The sequence below is a fragment of the Leptotrichia sp. oral taxon 221 genome, assembly GCF_018128245.1.
Classification (GTDB): Bacteria; Fusobacteriota; Fusobacteriia; order Fusobacteriales; family Leptotrichiaceae; genus JABCPH02.
Map to the genome: position 1 here is coordinate 1,794,272 of NZ_CP072378.1, position 17,802 is coordinate 1,812,073.

General features: G+C 30.1%; 16 protein-coding genes. All 16 read right to left on the reverse strand.

What is annotated here, in order from left to right; translation table 11 throughout:
- Positions 1–7: 7 nt before the first annotated feature.
- The 16 genes from J4863_RS07985 to gatA all read right to left on the reverse strand — a co-directional run bounded on the left by J4863_RS07985 (position 8) and on the right by gatA (position 17,722).
- Positions 8–817, reverse strand: a complete 810-nt coding sequence (locus J4863_RS07985) for a ParB/RepB/Spo0J family partition protein (RefSeq protein ID WP_211618216.1) — start codon at positions 815–817, stop codon at positions 8–10.
- Between the two features lie 30 nt (positions 818–847).
- A complete protein-coding gene (locus J4863_RS07990) occupies positions 848–1,051 on the reverse strand; it encodes a hypothetical protein (RefSeq protein ID WP_211618217.1) in 204 nt (67 codons plus the stop codon).
- Between the two features lie 25 nt (positions 1,052–1,076).
- Positions 1,077–3,230: a bifunctional (p)ppGpp synthetase/guanosine-3',5'-bis(diphosphate) 3'-pyrophosphohydrolase gene (locus J4863_RS07995; RefSeq protein WP_211618218.1), complete on the reverse strand. Its 2,154-nt coding sequence runs from the start codon at positions 3,228–3,230 to the stop codon at positions 1,077–1,079.
- Positions 3,231–3,401: 171 nt separating this feature from the next.
- A complete protein-coding gene (locus J4863_RS08000) occupies positions 3,402–3,932 on the reverse strand; it encodes an adenine phosphoribosyltransferase (protein ID WP_211618219.1) in 531 nt (176 codons plus the stop codon).
- A 14-nt stretch (positions 3,933–3,946) separates the two neighbouring features.
- Positions 3,947–4,399 carry an NUDIX domain-containing protein gene (locus J4863_RS08005; RefSeq protein WP_211618220.1) on the reverse strand — a complete coding sequence of 151 codons (453 nt, stop codon included), beginning with the start codon at positions 4,397–4,399 and terminating at the stop codon, positions 3,947–3,949.
- Entirely contained in the window at positions 4,386–5,708 is a 1,323-nt protein-coding gene (locus J4863_RS08010; protein ID WP_211618221.1) for a hemolysin family protein, read from the reverse strand. The genes J4863_RS08005 and J4863_RS08010 overlap by 14 nt, the downstream gene beginning before the upstream one ends.
- A gap of 21 nt (positions 5,709–5,729) precedes the next feature.
- Entirely contained in the window at positions 5,730–6,206 is a 477-nt protein-coding gene (accB, locus tag J4863_RS08015; RefSeq protein ID WP_211618222.1) for an acetyl-CoA carboxylase biotin carboxyl carrier protein, read from the reverse strand.
- A gap of 80 nt (positions 6,207–6,286) precedes the next feature.
- On the reverse strand, positions 6,287–7,138 hold the full coding sequence (folD, locus tag J4863_RS08020) for a bifunctional methylenetetrahydrofolate dehydrogenase/methenyltetrahydrofolate cyclohydrolase FolD (protein ID WP_211618223.1): 852 nt from the start codon (positions 7,136–7,138) through the stop codon (positions 6,287–6,289).
- Positions 7,135–7,806: a redox-sensing transcriptional repressor Rex gene (locus tag J4863_RS08025; RefSeq protein ID WP_211618224.1), complete on the reverse strand. Its 672-nt coding sequence runs from the start codon at positions 7,804–7,806 to the stop codon at positions 7,135–7,137. The genes folD and J4863_RS08025 overlap by 4 nt, the downstream gene beginning before the upstream one ends.
- Before the next feature lie 63 nt (positions 7,807–7,869).
- Positions 7,870–8,799: a methionyl-tRNA formyltransferase gene (fmt, locus tag J4863_RS08030; protein ID WP_211618225.1), complete on the reverse strand. Its 930-nt coding sequence runs from the start codon at positions 8,797–8,799 to the stop codon at positions 7,870–7,872.
- Between the two features lie 112 nt (positions 8,800–8,911).
- A complete protein-coding gene (def, locus tag J4863_RS08035) occupies positions 8,912–9,433 on the reverse strand; it encodes a peptide deformylase (protein ID WP_211618226.1) in 522 nt (173 codons plus the stop codon).
- 26 nt (positions 9,434–9,459) lie between these two features.
- The gene (gene priA, locus J4863_RS08040; protein WP_211618227.1) at positions 9,460–11,637 is read right to left on the reverse strand and encodes a primosomal protein N'; all 2,178 of its coding nucleotides are present in this window, start codon (positions 11,635–11,637) and stop codon (positions 9,460–9,462) included.
- 21 nt (positions 11,638–11,658) lie between these two features.
- Positions 11,659–13,806 (reverse strand): penicillin-binding transpeptidase domain-containing protein, encoded by a 2,148-nt coding sequence (locus J4863_RS08045; protein ID WP_211618228.1) that lies wholly within the window; start codon positions 13,804–13,806, stop codon positions 11,659–11,661.
- An 18-nt stretch (positions 13,807–13,824) separates the two neighbouring features.
- On the reverse strand, positions 13,825–15,258 hold the full coding sequence (gene gatB / locus J4863_RS08050) for an Asp-tRNA(Asn)/Glu-tRNA(Gln) amidotransferase subunit GatB (RefSeq protein ID WP_211618229.1): 1,434 nt from the start codon (positions 15,256–15,258) through the stop codon (positions 13,825–13,827).
- Between the two features lie 17 nt (positions 15,259–15,275).
- On the reverse strand, positions 15,276–16,235 hold the full coding sequence (locus J4863_RS08055; RefSeq protein ID WP_211618230.1) for an HNH endonuclease: 960 nt from the start codon (positions 16,233–16,235) through the stop codon (positions 15,276–15,278).
- Between the two features lie 23 nt (positions 16,236–16,258).
- Entirely contained in the window at positions 16,259–17,722 is a 1,464-nt protein-coding gene (gene gatA / locus J4863_RS08060) for an Asp-tRNA(Asn)/Glu-tRNA(Gln) amidotransferase subunit GatA (protein ID WP_211618231.1), read from the reverse strand.
- Between the last annotated feature and the right edge of the window lie 80 nt (positions 17,723–17,802).

Here is a 17,802-nt window from a genome sequence, read left to right on the forward strand (position 1 = left end):
TTTATTTTTAGAAAGAAATTTTCATCAATTCTATTATCCTCTTCAATTCCTCATAATCTGAAAAATCTATTTGTATTTTACCACTTGAATCTAAATTGCCTATTATTTTTACTTGTGTTTCAAAAAATTCTCTCAATCTATCCTCGATAAATTCTTTTTCAGAATTTTCAGGTTCTATTTTACCACATTTTTCATTATTATTATATTTTTTTTTATTATTTTTTTGTGAAAGATTTCTTATCATTCTTTCCAATTCTCTTACAGATACTTTCTCATTCTTCACTTTTTGAGCCATTTCTTCAATTTGAGATTCATCTCTAAGCCCCAGAAGTGTTCTCGAATGTCCAAAAGAAATTTCTCCAGCTCTAACCATTTCCTTCACAGAAAACGGCAATTTCAAAATTCTCAATTTATTAGAAACCGATGACCTCGTTTTTCCTAGCTTTTCTGCCAATTTCTCTTGATTATACCCATAAACTTCCATCAACATCAAATACGATTCAGCTTCTTCAATCGGATTTAAATTTTCTCGTTGAATATTCTCTAAAACAGAAAATTCATAACTTTTTGAATCATTTGCCTGTACTTCCAATGCTGAAATCTCACTCATTCCCAATTCCTTACAAGCTCTGTACCGTCTTTCTCCAGCAATAATCTCATATTTATTACTCTTCAATTTTCTAACAACTATCGGCTGAATCAAACCATTATTTTTTATTGAATTTTTTAATTCTTCTAATTTTTCAATATCAAAATTTTTCCTCGGTTGATTTTTATTCCTAACAATTTTATCTATTTTCAAATTTAATAATTTCATTACTTTCCCTTCTTTTCAAAATATCTAATTTTATAAAAAATAATGTATTAAAAAATATACAAAAAATATAACCAAAGCTATTCCAAATAACTTTTTCGTTATATTAAAAAGAATTTTAAATATGAATAATGCTATTACAATTTCAAAAATTACTTTAAAATCTACACTTTCTCCTATTGAACGATAATAAAGTAATCCAATAAAAATTATTATAATCCATAATGTTTTCTTCATTTTATTATCCCCCTGTTCCCTTTTTTCATTTTCTTAAAATATCCGTAACATCTTTCATTGATAATAAGTTGTTTGCAAGTCTGTCAAAATCATCTCTTTTTCTTATCATAATTCCAAAATGTAGTAGAACATATCTGTTTCCATTTTCTCTTGTTTGGTTTGTGTTTACGTTTACTAATTCCATTTTGTATTCGTTTAATATTCGAATTATGTCTAATAAAATTCCGTTTCTTTCGATTGCTTTTACAGTGAAATTATACTGATATTTTGTAGCATTTGAGTTTATTACTTCTTCATCCCAGTAAACTTCAATTTCACGTCCAGGTTCTCGTTCTACAAGTGTTTGGTAATTTTGACAATCAGAACGATGAATTGCAATTCCACGTCCACGTGTTACATATCCTCTTATATCATCTCCTGGCAATGGACTACAACATTTTGCAAAACGATACATCGTATTTTCTGTTCCAGAAATTTTAATTCCACCATGACTTTTTTCTTTTCGTTTATTTCCTTTTTCTGTTTCTTCTTCCAAAACTTGATTCAAATTTTTCTCTTCTTTTGTCTCAAATTTATTCAAAAATCCGTCAAGCGACAAATCTCCAACCGCAAATTTGTAATAAAGCAAATCCATTGTAGAAATATTAAATTTCTTCATATAAAGGAATACTCTTTCATCCTCTTCCAAATCCTTCAATTTAATACCTAATTTATCGAACTCTCTTTCAAGTAATTGTTCACCTTCTTTAATTTTTTGCTCAAATTCCTTATCTTTAAACCATTTTCTGATTTTAGTTTTTGAACTGTGGTTATTTACCATATTAATCCAGTCTTTTCCAGGTCCTTTGGCATTTTTAGAAGTCATTATTTCAACTTTATCTCCGTTTTCCAAAACTTGGTCAAGCTGAACAATTCTATCATTTACCTTCGCACCAATTGTTCTATATCCAATTTGTGTATGTACTTGAAACGCAAAATCCAAAGCCGTTGAATTAATTGGCAATTCCAATACATCTTCTTTTGGTGTAAAAATAAAAATCGTTTGATTTAATACTGCTTGTGCATAATTTTTTGGATTGTCCGCATTTGTTTGAATCATTTGTTTTACAGCTGCATAATATTGTTCATTTTTATCTTTTGTTTTTTTCTCTTTGTATTTCCAGTGTGCTGCAATCCCTTCTTCTGCAATTCTATGCATTTGAGCTGTTCTTATTTGGATTTCTACATTTTGATCGTTAGGCCCTTTAACTGTTGTGTGAATCGATTGATATCCATTTATTTTCGGAACAGCGATATAATCCTTAAATCTACCTGAGACAGGAATATACAAATTATGAATAATTCCTAAAACGTTGTAGCACTCTTCTTCCTTGTCAACAATTATCCGAATCGCAATCAAATCATTTAAATCAGCAAATTTCTTTTCTTTCTCATACATTTTCTTGTAAATACTATACAAATGTTTTGGTCTTCCAGTAACTTCCCCTTTTAACTTATGTTTTTTCAACTCAGCAGTAATTTCCTCAATAACTCGGCTTGTGTACTCTTCCCGCTCTTTTCTCTTCGTATTTACCAATTCCCTAACTTCCTGATATTTTTCTGGCTCCAAATATCTGAAACTGATATCCTCAAGTTCCCATTTTATCTTTGCCATTCCAATTCTATGAGCAATCGGCGCATAAATTTCTATCGTTTCCTTCGATTTCTCAATTTGCTTTTCAGGTTTCATATATTTCAAAGTCCGCATATTATGCAGTCTATCCGCCAATTTTATAATTACAACCCGAATATCATCAGCCATTGCAACGACCATTTTTCTAATGTTCTCAATTCTCTTACTATCAGTTCTTGGCAAATTTCTTAATTTCGTAACTCCATCAACCAATTTTCTTACATCAATACCAAAAATATACTCAATATCAGGCAATGTAATCAACGTATCTTCAACAACATCATGCAAAATCCCAGCAATAATCGTATCAGTATCCATTTTCATATCAACCAGTATTTTCGCTACCTCAATTGGATGTAAAATATAGTCTTCTCCACTTTTCCGCTTTTGCCCAATATGAGATTCATTCGCCAAAATAAATGCTTGTGAAATCCTTTCAATATCAACATCTAAATTATTTTCTTTTATTCTATCAATTAATTGTTGTAACAATTTTTCTTCAGTCATAATTTACCTCCAGCAATTTTATTAAGGATATTTCTCAAATCAAAAATATTATTTTTATTGATAAATATATTCTATATTTTATAAAATTTTTTCATTATTGAAATAACCTAATATAGTCTCAAAAAAGGGAATTTAAAATAAGAATCTCTTATTAAAAATCCCCTGTTCCTTCTAATATTTTAATTGCGAATAAACTTTATTTCCGTGTAACAATTCTCTTCCTTTTAAATCTTCTAATTCAATCATAAATGCCAATTCGTGTATTTCAGCACCTAAATCTTCAATTAATTTTACCATTGCTGCTGCTGTTCCTCCTGTCGCTAACAAATCATCTACGATTAAAACTTTCGATCCCTTTTCGATAGCGTCTTTGTGAACTTCGATACTATTTTTTCCATATTCCAATTCATATTCCTCTTTTACAGTTTCAGCCGGTAATTTACCAGGTTTTCTAGCTGGAACAAATCCCGCACCAATGTTATACGCAATCGCCGCTCCAAAAATAAATCCTCTCGCATCTGCACCTAAAACATAGTCAATCCCTTGATCTTTATATCTTTCTGTAAAATCTTTTATAACAATCTGCAATCCTTTTTTATCTTTTAAAACAGTCGTTATATCTCTAAAAATAACTCCTTTCTCTGGAAAATCCTCTATTGTTCTTAATAATTTTGATACTTCTTGTACTTCTTGAGTAGTCATTTATCCTCCTAATTTTATTTATCCCACAATAATCCCAAATACGGAATTACTGGTTCATTATTTAATAATTTTATTAATTGACCTTTTATATTCGGATATAATTGAATATTTTCAATTTCATCTTTTTCAACAAATTTCAAATCTGTCAAAACTGCTTCGTCCCCTAGATGTAATTCACTTTTAGTATTTTCTGCTCTTTTTATTTTGAAATATAAATTTATAACATGTCTATTTTTATCAGGTGCTATTGTTTCTGACAAAAATAGAAAACTTTCCACTTCTATATCCAAATTTGTCTCTTCCTTGTACTCCCTAATCAATGCTTCTGAAGTACTTTCTCCCCAGTCTACACCTCCACCAGGTACTAACCAGTATTTTTTATCCTCTTTGTGATGCTGTATCAAAAGTATCTTTCCATTTTCAATCAATACTCCTGCCACTCTCACTCTAGGCCTAATCTCTTCCATCTTCGTTCTCCTCGTTATCTTTTCCAGTGATTACTATTCTAATTTTCTCAACTCTCATGTTATCGACTTCCATAACTTTCAAAATATATCCTTCTCCTGTTATATGGTCAGAAATTTCAGCGACTTTTCCTAATTTATCTTGAAAATATCCAGAAATCGTATCATACTCTTCTGAAAGCGGTATATTTACTGATAATTCCGAATTAATTTCCTCAATCAAAGTATCACCTTTCAAATCATAAATTTTATCTGTCACCTGTTGAATATTCTCTTCTTCCTGGTCAAATTCATCACGAATTTCTCCAACAATTTCTTCCAAAAGGTCTTCAATCGTAACAATTCCCAATGTTCCACCATATTCATCAATTATTACAGCCATGTGAGATTGTTTCTCTCTAAATTCCTCTAGCAATTCAAGCAACGTTTTTGTCGCAGGAACAAAATAGACATCTTTCATCAAATCTTTCATTTTTAAATGTAGTTTTTGATCTTTTATATATTCCAATAAATCCTTTATATGAACAATTCCTACAATCTTATCAATCGTTTCACTGTAAATTGGTATTCTTGAAAATTCTTGTTCAAATATCTCATCTATTACTTCGCCAAGCTCTTTTTCAGCCTCTATAGCAAATATATCTCTTCTTGGTGTTAAGATTTCTTTTACTGCTGTGTCAGAAAACTCAAAAATGCTATGTAACATTTCCTCTTCGCCTTCTTCAATTGCTCCACTTTCAGTACCTTCTTTAATATAAGTAATTATATCGTCTTCCGTTATCTTAAATATTTGAGAACTAGTATTTATTTTAAATACTTTCATCATTCCTTTTGAAATTTGAATAAAAATTAATATTAATGGTCTCAATATTATTCTTAGAGTATTCAACGGAACTATTGTAAATTTCGAAATACTATAAACCTTACTTTTGGCTATTGCTCTCGAAAATAACTCAACAAATAAAACTACTACTGTACAAATCAATGCAAACGCAATTGAATAGTATATATTTTTTGACATATTCAATTCATATATTTTATAAATATCCTTCGAAATTCTTAACATTGTTCCAATTAAAAGCAAATACGCTATCGTTTTACAAAGCAAGAGTGTCGTCAAAAGCTCATTTGGATTTTTTAGCCAAATATTTAATAATTCTTCTGTATCTTTTTGACTTTTTGAAGTTTCATTTCCTTTCATATGAATTTTTTTTAACGAACTTAATGCTGTTTCAGCTGCTACTAAAAATGCTGATAAAAATAGCATAACAACTAATAAGATGATTTCCATCCAAATCCTCTTTTCTTCCAACTCACAAATCTCCTTCCTTCACTATCCAATAATCGCAATTGTTTGACCTTTTTTAATTGCATCTCCATTTTTCACAAGTATCTTTTTCACTTTTCCATTTACTGTAGATTTTACTTCATTCATCAATTTCATTGCCTCAACAATACAAATTGTTTGACCTTCTGTAACAGTGTCTCCCTCTTTGATAAATGGTTCTGATGTTGGTGATGCTGAACCATAAAAAGTTCCAACCATTGGTGAAACAATTTCAGTTCCAGTAATTTCTTCTGCTGGTGCTACCTCAGTAACAGTTTCTTCACTTGCAACTTCTTGTTGTACAGGTGCTGGTTGAGAATACTGTGCTGGTGCAACTCCTCCACCATTAACAATTATATTTCTCTCTTTTTTCTTTTTACTTAATTGAATTTCAAAACTTGCCTCTTCGTATTTTACAGTTTCAATCTTATTTTCATTCATGCTTTCTGCTAACTCTTTTATAAATTTAATTTTATCTTTCACTATATTTTTCCTCCTAAAAATTATTTATATTACTTTTTGTTAGCCACAAAAAGAAACAAAAAAGGCTTTGTTTTAAAATTTTAATAAATTTTTCTTTGATAAGAAATAAAAGTATTTTTTATCAAACTTGCTATCGTCATTGGTCCTACTCCTCCAGGAACCGGCGTGATATAAGACGCTTTTTGTGCTACATCTTCATAATCAACATCTCCACACAATTTCCCATCAACTCTATTTATCCCAACATCAATAACAACAACACCTTCTTTAACATCAGTAGCTTTTATCATTCTTGGAACACCAACTGCTACCACGATTATATCAGCTTTTTTCAATTTTTTACTCAAATCTTTTGTTCTAGAATTACAAACTTGAACTGTCGCACCTTTTTGAATCAACATCATTGCCATTGGTTTTCCAACAATATTACTTCTTCCAACAACAACAACATCTTTTCCATTCACATCAATATCATAACCTTCCAACAGCTGCATAATTCCATAAGGTGTGCACGATAAAAACCCACTTTCATCTCCAATAACCATTTTTCCAACATTTACGTTACTAAATCCATCTACATCTTTTTCTGGTTTAATAGAATTAATTACCTTCAACTCATCAATACGTTTTGGCAATGGAAGTTGCACTAATATTCCGTCTATTTTATCATTTTCATTCAATTCTTCAATTTTTTTAATCAAATCATTTTCTGAAATATTTTCTTCCAATTTTATTGTTTCTGAATAGAATCCCACTTTTTCACAAGCTCTAGTTTTATTTCTTACATAAACTTGAGAAGCTGGATTTTCTCCAACAATAATAACAGCCAATCCTGCTGGTCTTAAATTTTTTCTCTCTACAATTTCTTTTTGCTCATTAGAAATTTCTTCTAAAATCTTTTTTGAAAATTCTTTTCCATCAATTATTATCATTCAGTCTCCTCTTCAATATTTATAGAATTTAAAATTCTCCAAAAGTTTAATTCTTGCAATTTTGCAGATATATCCATATTTATAACAGTTATATTATCATCAACTTCTAATTTGTATGTTGTCATATTTAATATCGCTTTTATTCCATTTTTAATAAGGTTATTCGCTGCTATTTGAGCTTGTTCCTTTACAACTGCCAAAATAGCTGTTTCTACTTTTAAAGTTGTATCTTTTAAGAACTCACCTATATTCTCCACATCTTGTACTACCAAGTGATCTAATACTTCTTTTCCAATTTTATTTGGATCCTTATCAAAAATTCCTACAATTTTGAATCCTTTCCCCAAAACTTTACTATTCGAAGCAATCATTTCTCCCATTTTTCCATGTCCAACTACAATAATATTGTTTACTACGTTTATTCCCAAAATTCCTTCGATTATCTCAATTAATTTATTTACATCATAGCCTCTTCCTCTAACTCCAAACTCTCCAAAAGTCGACAAATCTTTTCTCACTTGCGCTGATGTAGTGTTCATAATTTTTGATAATTCTATAGAATTTATTTCATTATCACTTTTGCTAACTTCTTTTAATATTGACAAATATTCTGTCAATCTTTGAACTACTCTGTCTGATATATCCAATTTTTTTAATTTTAGTCCCATTTTTCCTCCTAAAATACTTAATTTTTTTACTTTAGGTATTTTTTATATTTTTTTAAATAATTGTTAGAATAATTTCTCTCCTACTGCCATTTTTCTACCATTTACAACATCTGCTCCACTTTGAAGTTTTTTCCCTTCAAATTTTATTTCTAATAACCTTAGTGCACCATTCGCCACTTTTACAACAGGCCCTTTTTTCGTCATTTCCACAACTGTCCCATTTTCTCCATCATATTCTTTTTCAAGTTTTTCACTCTTATATATTTTTATATTTTCATTTTTTTCATTATGAGTGTACGCTCCTGGAAAAGGATTCAATCCTCTAATTTGATTAAAAATCACTTCTTTTGTGTTATTCCAATCAATTTTTGCCTGTTCTTTCGTAATCGGTTTGACAAAAGTCGCTTTTGAATCATCTTGTTTTTCTGCTTTCACTTCTTCCGCTTCAATCAATTTCAAAGCCTTTTCCAATCCAATTGCACCCAATTCCTTCAATCTGTCATGCAAAGTCCCAAGCGTATCATCTTCTGTAATTTCACAAGTTTCCTTCAAAATCACATCTCCAGAATCCAAACCTTCCTCGATATACATAATACTTACTCCAGACTCCTTATCTCCATTCAAAATTGCAGAATGAATCGGTGAAGCACCTCTATATTTCGGCAACAACGAAGAATGCACATTTATAATCCCATATTTTGGAATATCAATAATTTCTTTTGGCAAAATTTTTCCATACGCCACAACTACTATTAAATCTGGATTTACCTCTTTTATTTTATCAATAACTTCTTCATCTTTCATTCTTTTCGGCTGAATAACTTCAATGTCATTATCCAATCCAAACTGTTTTACAGGTGAATAAATAATTTTGTTACCTCTTGCGTTACGCTTGTCTTCTTTTGTAAAAATTAATTTTAAATCTGTATTTTGGGAAACTACTTTTAGGCTTGGTATTGCAAATTCTGGGGTTCCCATGAATATTGTTTTCAAAAAATCTCCTCCTTTTTAACTTCTTTCTTTTGGTTATCACAAAAAGAAACCAAAAAGACTTTCAATAATTATGATATTATCAAAATTCTATTCTCATCTCTTATCAAAAAAATTATTCAATAACATCTTCTCTATAAATTTTTCCTTTTAAGAAATTCTTTTTCAATGTTTCTAGTTTTTTTGCAATTAATTTTTTACTTAGTGGCGAGACTCTGTCTACGAATAAAATCCCATCTAAATGGTCTAATTCGTGTTGGAATGCTCTAGCCCACATTTCTTCTAGTTCTTCTACGATTTCTTCTCCTTCTTCATTTTGATATTTTACTTTAATTTTTTCTGGTCTAACTACTTTTTTGTAAACATTTGGTATGCTTAAGCAGCCTTCTTCGTAATCGATTTCTTCTTCACTGTTTTCTAAAATTTCTGGGTTTATCACTTTTTTTACAACTCCATCAATTTCCAAAACAAAAAATCTTTTATCAACATCTACTTGATTTGCTGCAAGACCTACTCCATTAGCTTCCCTCATTTTATCAACCATTTGACTTAAAGTTTCTTTTACTTCATCGTTTATTTCTGTTACTTCTGTTGACACTTTTCTTAAAGTTGGGTGTCCATATAAAACTATTTTCATATATTCTCCTTATCCCTTTTGTTGTATTATAACATATTTATTGGATCTACATCTATATTTATCCTAATTTTTCTATGCTCAAAATTAAAAAGCACTCTCCTAATAATATTTTTTACTTTATTTATATGCTCTCTGCTAAATTTTATGAATATTTGTTTTCGATAACGCCCTTTCATTTTGTAAATTGGAGCGTTGAATGGTTCAGAAATAAATTCATTCATTGTTATAGCCAGAGTTTCTTTTATTTTATTTTCTAGTTCATTATATAATAATTTTGAGTTCTCTTCCAGTAATTTCTCATCTGTTGATGATAAATTTAAAATAATTAATCGTCCAAACGGTGGATAATTAAAGGTTTTTCTCAAAATTAACTCATTTTCATAATATCCTTCATAATCATTTTCTACTATTTTTTTTATAACATCATTTTCCTCATTAAATGTTTGAATGACAACTTCTCCTTCTTTTTCACCACGACCTGCACGACCTGCAGATTGCACTAGCAACTGGAATGTTTTTTCACTCGCCCGAAAATCAGGAAAATTCATTATTATGTCAGCATTCAAAACCCCAACAAGTGTTACATTTGGAAAATGAAGTCCTTTCGCAATAATTTGTGTCCCTAACATTATATCATATTTTTGGTTCTTAAAGTCATTATAAATTTTTTCGTAATGCTCTTTTGATTTTATACTTTCGGAATCCACTCTTACAATTTTACTTGAAGAAAATATCTCTTGTAATTCCTCCTCAATTTTCTCAGTTCCCGAACCAATTAACATCATTCTTTCGCTCCCACATTCATCACATTTTTTATTAAAAAATCTTTCATATCCACAATAATGGCATTTTAATTTATTTCCATTTTTATAATAATTCAATGAAATACTGCAATTTGGACATTTTGGTACATTTCCACAGTCTTTACATCTCACTTGCGTAGAAAATGATTTTCTATTCAAAATCAAAATTACTTGTTCTTTTTTCTTCAAAGTCAATGAAATTTTCTCTAATAATTTATCAGAAAAATTTTCAGTAACTTCATTCAAATTTATAATTTCATATTTTGGTAATTTAGCTTCTTTGTATCTTTTTTTTAATTCAATTAATTCGATATCACCTTGTTTTGCTTGGTAAAAGGATTCAAATGACGGAGTCGCCGACCCTAAAATCACTTTCACATCATTTTTTTCCAGCAATGCCCGTTTTATCGCAACATTTTTCGTATGATATCTTGGATTATTCTCTTGTTTGTATGTATTTTCATGTTCCTCATCAACTACAATATACTTCAAATTTTGCACTGGTGCAAACACAGCTGACCTTGCCCCTACTACAATTTTTTTCTCGCCTTTTCGGATATAAGTCCACTCCTGTCTTTTCTCCTGCTCTGTCAATTTACTATGCAGAATTGCCACCGAATTTAAAAACTGTTCTTCCAATCTTTGTATCATCTGCGTAGTCAACGAAATTTCTGGGACAAGAAAAATGCTCCCTTCCCCTTTTTCAAGTGCCTCTTTTATTAAATTTATATAAATTTCTGTTTTCCCAGAACCAGTTACACCTTTTAACAAAAAAAACTGCTTTTGGCTCTCTTTTATTTCATTTACTGCTTTTTGTTGTTCTTCATTTAAAATAATATTTTTTTCTATCAATTCACTTTTTTCTTTTTGAGCTATTTTTCTTTTTGAATTTAAATTTATCTTTTTTTCAATCTTAATAGCCTTCTCCTTAATCGCCCTATTAATAATATTTTGCGAAAAATGTTTTTTTAATGTTGCTTCTGTAATCTCTTGCTTTTCTCGCATATATTCATTAAATTTTTCGACAATCTCAGAATCCAATCTTTTTGATTCTTCCAAATCTTCCAAATAAATCGCTTTTTTTGAATAAGTTAACTTTAAAGCCCCTGGATATGCCGTCTTTATAACATGATAATAATCACTCAAATAATATTTTGCCATCCAATCTATTAAATTCATTATCGGATTTGGAATAGATAAAATAGGAGCTTTAGAGATTATTGGCTTTAATTTTGAAAGATCAAACGTAATTTTATCTTCAGAAACCTCAAAAAGCACCAATCCTGCTTTATTACGATTAATAAAATTTATAATGCACCATTCACCTATCTCATATTTTGTTTCAGATTTATAAGTAAAAGAACCCTTTTGATCTTCGACATAAATTTCATAATAATACATAACCCCTCCCTTTTATCTTTCTTACTTAAATGCAACATTTATAGTCGTATTTCTATTTATTTTTGTTTCAGCTTTCGGAAATTGATCCACTACAGCTCCACTTCCATTAATTTTAAGATTTGGATACTTCTCTCGTGGGAAAACGTCTAGAAATTCTCTCAAACTTAAATTTTTAAGATCTGGCATTATTCCTTTGTTAAATTGCTCTTTCACAACGTTTATATCCACTTTTTTTACTGCAACTTTTTTTTCATCATTTTCATCGTCTTTTTTACCGCCAACTTCACCATCTGGACTAATTCTCTTATACTCAATTAATTTCGATAAAATATTTTTTACAGAAGGCAACGCAACCGTCGCTCCATAGTAATTTCCAGTTCTTTTTGGCTCATTTATCGTTACTAATATTGCATATTTTGGATTATTAGCTGGAAAAAATGCGAAGAATGAACTGAAATAACGACCTTTCTGATATCCTCCAATTCCTGATTTTTGTGCCGTACCAGTTTTTCCACCAATTCTGTAACCTTTTATTTGAGCAGCTTGTCCAGTTCCTCTAGTTACAACGGCTTCCATGAATCTTCTATTCGCTTTAGAAACTTCATCACTAAATACCTTTTTTATAACAGTCGGCTGATTTTTCTTAATTATTTTTCCATCAGAATCTTCTATTCTATCCACCAAATATGGTTTCATAAGTTTCCCATTATTTATAACTGTATTCAACGCCATCAACATTTGCATTTGCGTCATCGCAATTCCTTGTCCAAACGCCACATTCGATTTTTTTACTGCTGTCAAACTTTTAAATGGAAACAGCTTTTGTGTCATTTCAGAATAAGTATCTATCCCTGTTTTCGACCCTAAACCTATGTTCATCAAATAATTATAAAATATTTTATTCTTTATCATTTGTGCAATTTTTACCATTGCAACGTTTCCTGATTTTGCAATAATTGTTTCCAAACTTCCTGAAATTGGTACTCCATCATGATCTTTAATAGTTCTATCGTCAACTCTTATAGAACCTGATGAATAAATTTGTGTGTTTGGAGAAATCACTTTTGTTTCAAGTCCTATCGAAGCTGTAACTGGCTTGAATATCGATCCCGGCTCAAATAAATCAGTTATTGGTCTATTTTTTACTTTTGTATTCGAATCAGCTTTTGGATAAGATGACATTGCCAATACTTTTCCTGTTTCAACTTCGATTAAAACTCCCATTGTCGAAGATGCATTATAATAATTATAAGTATTTTTCAATTCCTCATCCATTGCATATTGAAGAACACTGTCAAGCGTCAAAATTACGCTATTACCATTTTTAGGCTCAACCAATCTTTCACTTTTATCCATACTCGCCATTGTCGAATTATTTTTATTAAAAAGTCTTATAACTCCTTCAGTCCCTTTAAGTTGAGAATCATAAAATTTCTCAATCCCATAAAGTCCTTCTTTTTCATTATTGATAAATCCTACAGTTTCTTGAAATGCTCTATTATCAATATAAGTTCTAGTGAAAATATTTTCAAAAGTAACACCTTTTTTCACATCTTTATTTCCAGCATCATTTAACTCTTTTTCAATCGCTTTCTTCTGATCATATCCAAAAATCTCTTTTATTTTCATATATCGAGCATTTCGTTTACTTTTAGCATCTAATTCCTTCATATATTTTTCAGAGTCAATTTCTGGAATATATTTTTTCAATATTAAAAATAATTTTTCAACTCTTCTAGCAGCATCTATTTTTTCTTGAGCCTCTTTTTCTAATTCTTCCTCTTTTTTACTACCTTTATCTTTAGCTTTTGGAACAATCTGTTTTTGAACAATCGATGGATCCAAGATAATCGCATAATTTTCCTTATCATAAGCTAACACTTCACCGTCATCAGTTGCAATTTTTCCTCTTTTTACCTTTATTTTGTTTATACTTGTATACTGCGCTTCTCCAATCTTTTCCCATCTATTATCAACGATTTGAAGGTAATAGACTCTCCCAATCACTGTAATTAATGCAAGCGACATAAGGCTCAACGCAATACTTAATCTTCCACTAAATGTATTAAAAAAAATTTCTGTTTCTTTATTATTTTTAAATTTTTTCCCACTTTTTTTAGAACCTGATTCTTTTTTTCCTTTTATATTTTTTCCTTCAAAAAATTTCATTTCTTTCCCCCAAAAATTCTAGCTTAACCTAGCTAAAATCATTTCATTAATCATTTGAGGATTAGCCTTACCTTTAGACAATCTCATTGCTTGTCCAACAAGATATTTTAACGCATTACTCTTACCATTTTTGTAATCTTCCACCGATTGTGCATTTTCAGCCAACACTTGATCAACAATTTTCTCAATCGCACTATCATCAGTAATTTGAACTAATCCTTTTTCTTTTACGATAATTTCAGGATCTTTATCTTCTGTCAATAAAATTTCAAATACATCTTTCGCTATTTTTGAGCTAATTGTTTTCGCTTGAATCAATTTAATTAATTTTCCTAAATTTTTCGGCGTTACATTAAATTCTGAAATCGAAATATTTTTTTCCTTCAACACTCTCAAAACTTCTGTCAACACCCAGTTTGCCGCAAGTCTTGGCTCTTTTGTATCATTTACAATTTCTTCATAATATTCAGCTAATTCTTGTTCTGAAGAAAGTGTTGCAGCTTCCATTTCATGCAATTTATACTCATTTACAAATCTTCTCGCTTTTTCATCAGCAAATTCTGGCATTTCTCCTTTTACTTTTTCCAATCTTTCGTCAGAAATTACAAGTGTAGGCAAATCTGGCTCAGGGAAATATCTATAATCCATAGCTTCCTCTTTGCTTCTCATTGGCTTAGTTACAGCATTTTCCTCATCCCAAAGTCTAGTTTCCTGAACAACTCTTCCACCATTTTCAATCACTTCAATTTGTCTATTTGTTTCATATTCAATGGCTCTCATAACCGCTTTAAACGAATTTAAGTTTTTAGTTTCCGTTCTAGTCCCCAATTCTTTTTCACCTTTTTTTCTAACAGAAACATTCGCATCACATCTAAGCGATCCCAATTCCATACTTACATCACTAACTTTAGTATATTTCAATCTATCCTTCAATGTATTCAAGTACGCATAAGCCTCTTCAGCATTTTTAATTTCTGGCTTAGAAATAATCTCGATTAATGGTACAGACGCTCTGTTGTAATTCAACAATGTTTCAGAAGTTGTGTGAATACTTTTCGCCGTATCTTCCTCAATTTGAATTCTCTCAATCCCAACAACTGCTTCTTTTCCAGAATTTGTCGTAATTTTCAAAGTCCCATTTTCCGCATAAGGTTTAAAATATTGCGTAATTTGATAATTTTTTGGCGAATCTGGATAAAAATAATTTTTTCTATCAAATTGACTTTCCTCATTTATTTCACATCCTAAAGCAAGTGCCGCTTTTATCGCATAATCAAGCACTTTTTCATTCAATTTTGGCAATGCTCCTGGTTGACCAGTACACACTGGACACGCCGATGTATTTGGATGTTTGTTATCATAATCGGCATCACACGAACACCATACTTTTGTATTTGTTTTTAATTGACAATGCACTTCCAGTCCGATGACTGTTTCATATTCCATACTCATTTTTTTTATTTTTCCTTTCATAGCATATTAGTAATAATCATATTTATCATTAACTCTTCAATGGTTTCTCCCACTTCATTTAGTTCTCTTGAATCATTCTCTTTATTTTCTAATTCTTTATTTAACATTGTTTCTATTTCATATTGAATCTTTTTTGAAATTTCTTTTTCTTCTGTATTTTTTATTAAATTATACAAATAAAAGTCAAAATCAAAATTTTTTTCTATATAATTTTTTGATAATTCAACTTTGAAATAATTATTAAAATACTTGCTAAAATATAAAACATAACAAGTTATTCTTGTCGTTATAGGATTTTTAAATAGAAATAAACTATGATAGTTATTATTTGTTCTTTTTGTTTCTCTAACTTCAACTATATTTTTTAATTTGTTAAAATTATTTTCTTGAGATAAATTTTCTATAACATTTTCTATTTTCTCAACATTATTTTTATTTTCTAAATAAAATCCTATTCCTGTTTTCAAAATAGATTTAAATAATCTTTCTTTATCAATTTGGTCTTCTCTATTTAAATTAATCTCATTAACAACATTTACACTTTCATTCTTTAGTATTCTTGTATTATTTTTTAAAAGTTCTTTCTTTTTTTCTTCAACAAATTTCTTATTACCACTTACAGAGATACTGTCTTTATTCCTGATAATTTGGTTAAAATTAATTTTTATTCCCGTTTTATTACGTTCAAATTCAAAAGGCATGTTATTAAAATTTCTATCATAAAATTTTTCTTTACTTAAATTTTTATTATTATCTTTCTTGACTCCAGAAATTATCATAGAAGCGTTAAACATTTTAGACACTTCACTATCATACTCTGTTCCTAGTTTAGAATTACATTTTTTACATAATAGTTTTTTTGATTTTAATCTTCCACCTATAGAATTAGGAATTATATGTTCTACTGATTCATTCTCTTTAGAAAGAACTTGTCTACATAAATAACAATTATTCATAATTATCCACATCCTTTTTAATTTTACAATTCAGGATACTCTATCTCCCCACGTTCCTTCTCAAACTTATTCGCTACATTGAACAGCAAGTCTTCTCTAAAATAATTTCCAATTAATTGAATTCCAACTGGCAATCCATCAACAAATCCTGCCGGTACTGAAATTGCAGGAAGTCCAGCCATGTTTACTGAAACTGTGTAAATGTCTGCTAAATACATTTGTACTGGATCTGTGTTTTTTTCTCCTTTTTTGAATGCTGTTGTTGGAGAAACTGGTGTTAATAAAACATCTACTTCTTTTAATGCTTTTGAAAAATCGTCTCTAATAAGTCTTCTAACTTGCGAAGCCTTTTTGTAATAAGCGTCGTAGAATCCAGAACTTAACACATAGTTTCCAATCATAATTCTTCTTTTTACTTCGTCTCCAAAACCTTTTGTTCTTGATACAACATACATTTTTTCCACATCTTCGTTGCTTTCTCTCACACCATATCTTACTCCGTCGTATCTTGACAAGTTTGAAGCAGCTTCAGCCGATGAAATTATGTAATAAGTAGAAATCGCATATTTTGAATATGGAAGTGATACTTCTTTAATTTCAGCACCTAATTCCTTCAATTTTTCCACCGAATCCATTATTACTTTTTTAATATTTTCATCTAATCCTTCTGCAAAATATTCTTTTGGAATCCCAATTTTCAAGCCTTTCAAGTCATTATTCAAACTTTCCAAATAGTTAGGAACTTCCACATTTACACTTGTCGCATCTTTTTCATCATACCCCGCAATTATTTGTAAAAGTCTAGCCAAATCCTCAGTCGATTTTGCCAAAGCTCCAATTTGATCAAGCGAAGATCCAAACGCCATAAGTCCGTATCTTGAAACTCTTCCATAAGTTGGCTTAACCCCAACAGTTCCAGTCAAACAAGCAGGTTGTCTAATACTTCCACCTGTATCCGAACCAAGTGCAATCGGTGCTTGTCCCGCTGCAACCATCGCTGCCGAACCTCCACTGCTTCCACCAGGAACTCTTGTCAAATCCCAAGGATTAGAAACTGATTTTATCGACGAATTCTCATTTGAAGACCCCATCGCAAATTCATCCATATTAGCTTTCCCAATTATCGGTGTCCCAGCCTTTTTCAATTTTTCCACAACTGTCGCATCATAAACTCCCACATAATTTCTAAGAATTTTCGATGCAGCCGTAGTCAAATCTCCTTTTGATACAATATTATCCTTCAAAGCCACAGGCACTCCAAACAACAAATCATTATCATAATTTTTTCTAGCTTCTTCATTATTTTCAGAATCATATTTTTTTGCCTCATCTAAAGCTTTTTCAGGAAACACATTAGAAAATGCTCCTATTTTTTCTTCAGTTTTCTCAATTCTATCCAAAAAAGATTTTGTCACTTCTTCAGAAGTAATCTCTTTATTTTTTATCATTTCAGCTATTTCACTAGCCGTTTTTTTGTATAAACTCATTTTTCCACCTTTCTAAATTTTTTCTAAAATGTATCTAAAAATCTCAATTTTTCAAAAAATTTTTTCTCTTCCAATTTTCA

What these genes read in the sequence shown, in the direction of transcription:
- J4863_RS07985 (WP_211618216.1), bottom strand. Translation starts at nt 817, where the DNA reads ATGAAATTATTAAATTTGAAAATAGATAAAATTGTTAGGAATAAAAAT.
- J4863_RS07990 (WP_211618217.1), bottom strand. Translation starts at nt 1,051, where the DNA reads ATGAAGAAAACATTATGGATTATAATAATTTTTATTGGATTACTTTAT.
- J4863_RS07995 (WP_211618218.1), bottom strand. Translation starts at nt 3,230, where the DNA reads ATGACTGAAGAAAAATTGTTACAACAATTAATTGATAGAATAAAAGAA.
- J4863_RS08000 (WP_211618219.1), bottom strand. Translation starts at nt 3,932, where the DNA reads ATGACTACTCAAGAAGTACAAGAAGTATCAAAATTATTAAGAACAATA.
- J4863_RS08005 (WP_211618220.1), bottom strand. Translation starts at nt 4,399, where the DNA reads ATGGAAGAGATTAGGCCTAGAGTGAGAGTGGCAGGAGTATTGATTGAA.
- folD (WP_211618223.1), bottom strand. Translation starts at nt 7,138, where the DNA reads ATGATAATAATTGATGGAAAAGAATTTTCAAAAAAGATTTTAGAAGAA.
- J4863_RS08025 (WP_211618224.1), bottom strand. Translation starts at nt 7,806, where the DNA reads ATGGGACTAAAATTAAAAAAATTGGATATATCAGACAGAGTAGTTCAA.
- def (WP_211618226.1), bottom strand. Translation starts at nt 9,433, where the DNA reads ATGAAAATAGTTTTATATGGACACCCAACTTTAAGAAAAGTGTCAACA.
- priA (WP_211618227.1), bottom strand. Translation starts at nt 11,637, where the DNA reads ATGTATTATTATGAAATTTATGTCGAAGATCAAAAGGGTTCTTTTACT.
- J4863_RS08045 (WP_211618228.1), bottom strand. Translation starts at nt 13,806, where the DNA reads ATGAAATTTTTTGAAGGAAAAAATATAAAAGGAAAAAAAGAATCAGGT.
- gatB (WP_211618229.1), bottom strand. Translation starts at nt 15,258, where the DNA reads ATGAGTATGGAATATGAAACAGTCATCGGACTGGAAGTGCATTGTCAA.
- J4863_RS08055 (WP_211618230.1), bottom strand. Translation starts at nt 16,235, where the DNA reads ATGAATAATTGTTATTTATGTAGACAAGTTCTTTCTAAAGAGAATGAA.
- gatA (WP_211618231.1), bottom strand. Translation starts at nt 17,722, where the DNA reads ATGAGTTTATACAAAAAAACGGCTAGTGAAATAGCTGAAATGATAAAA.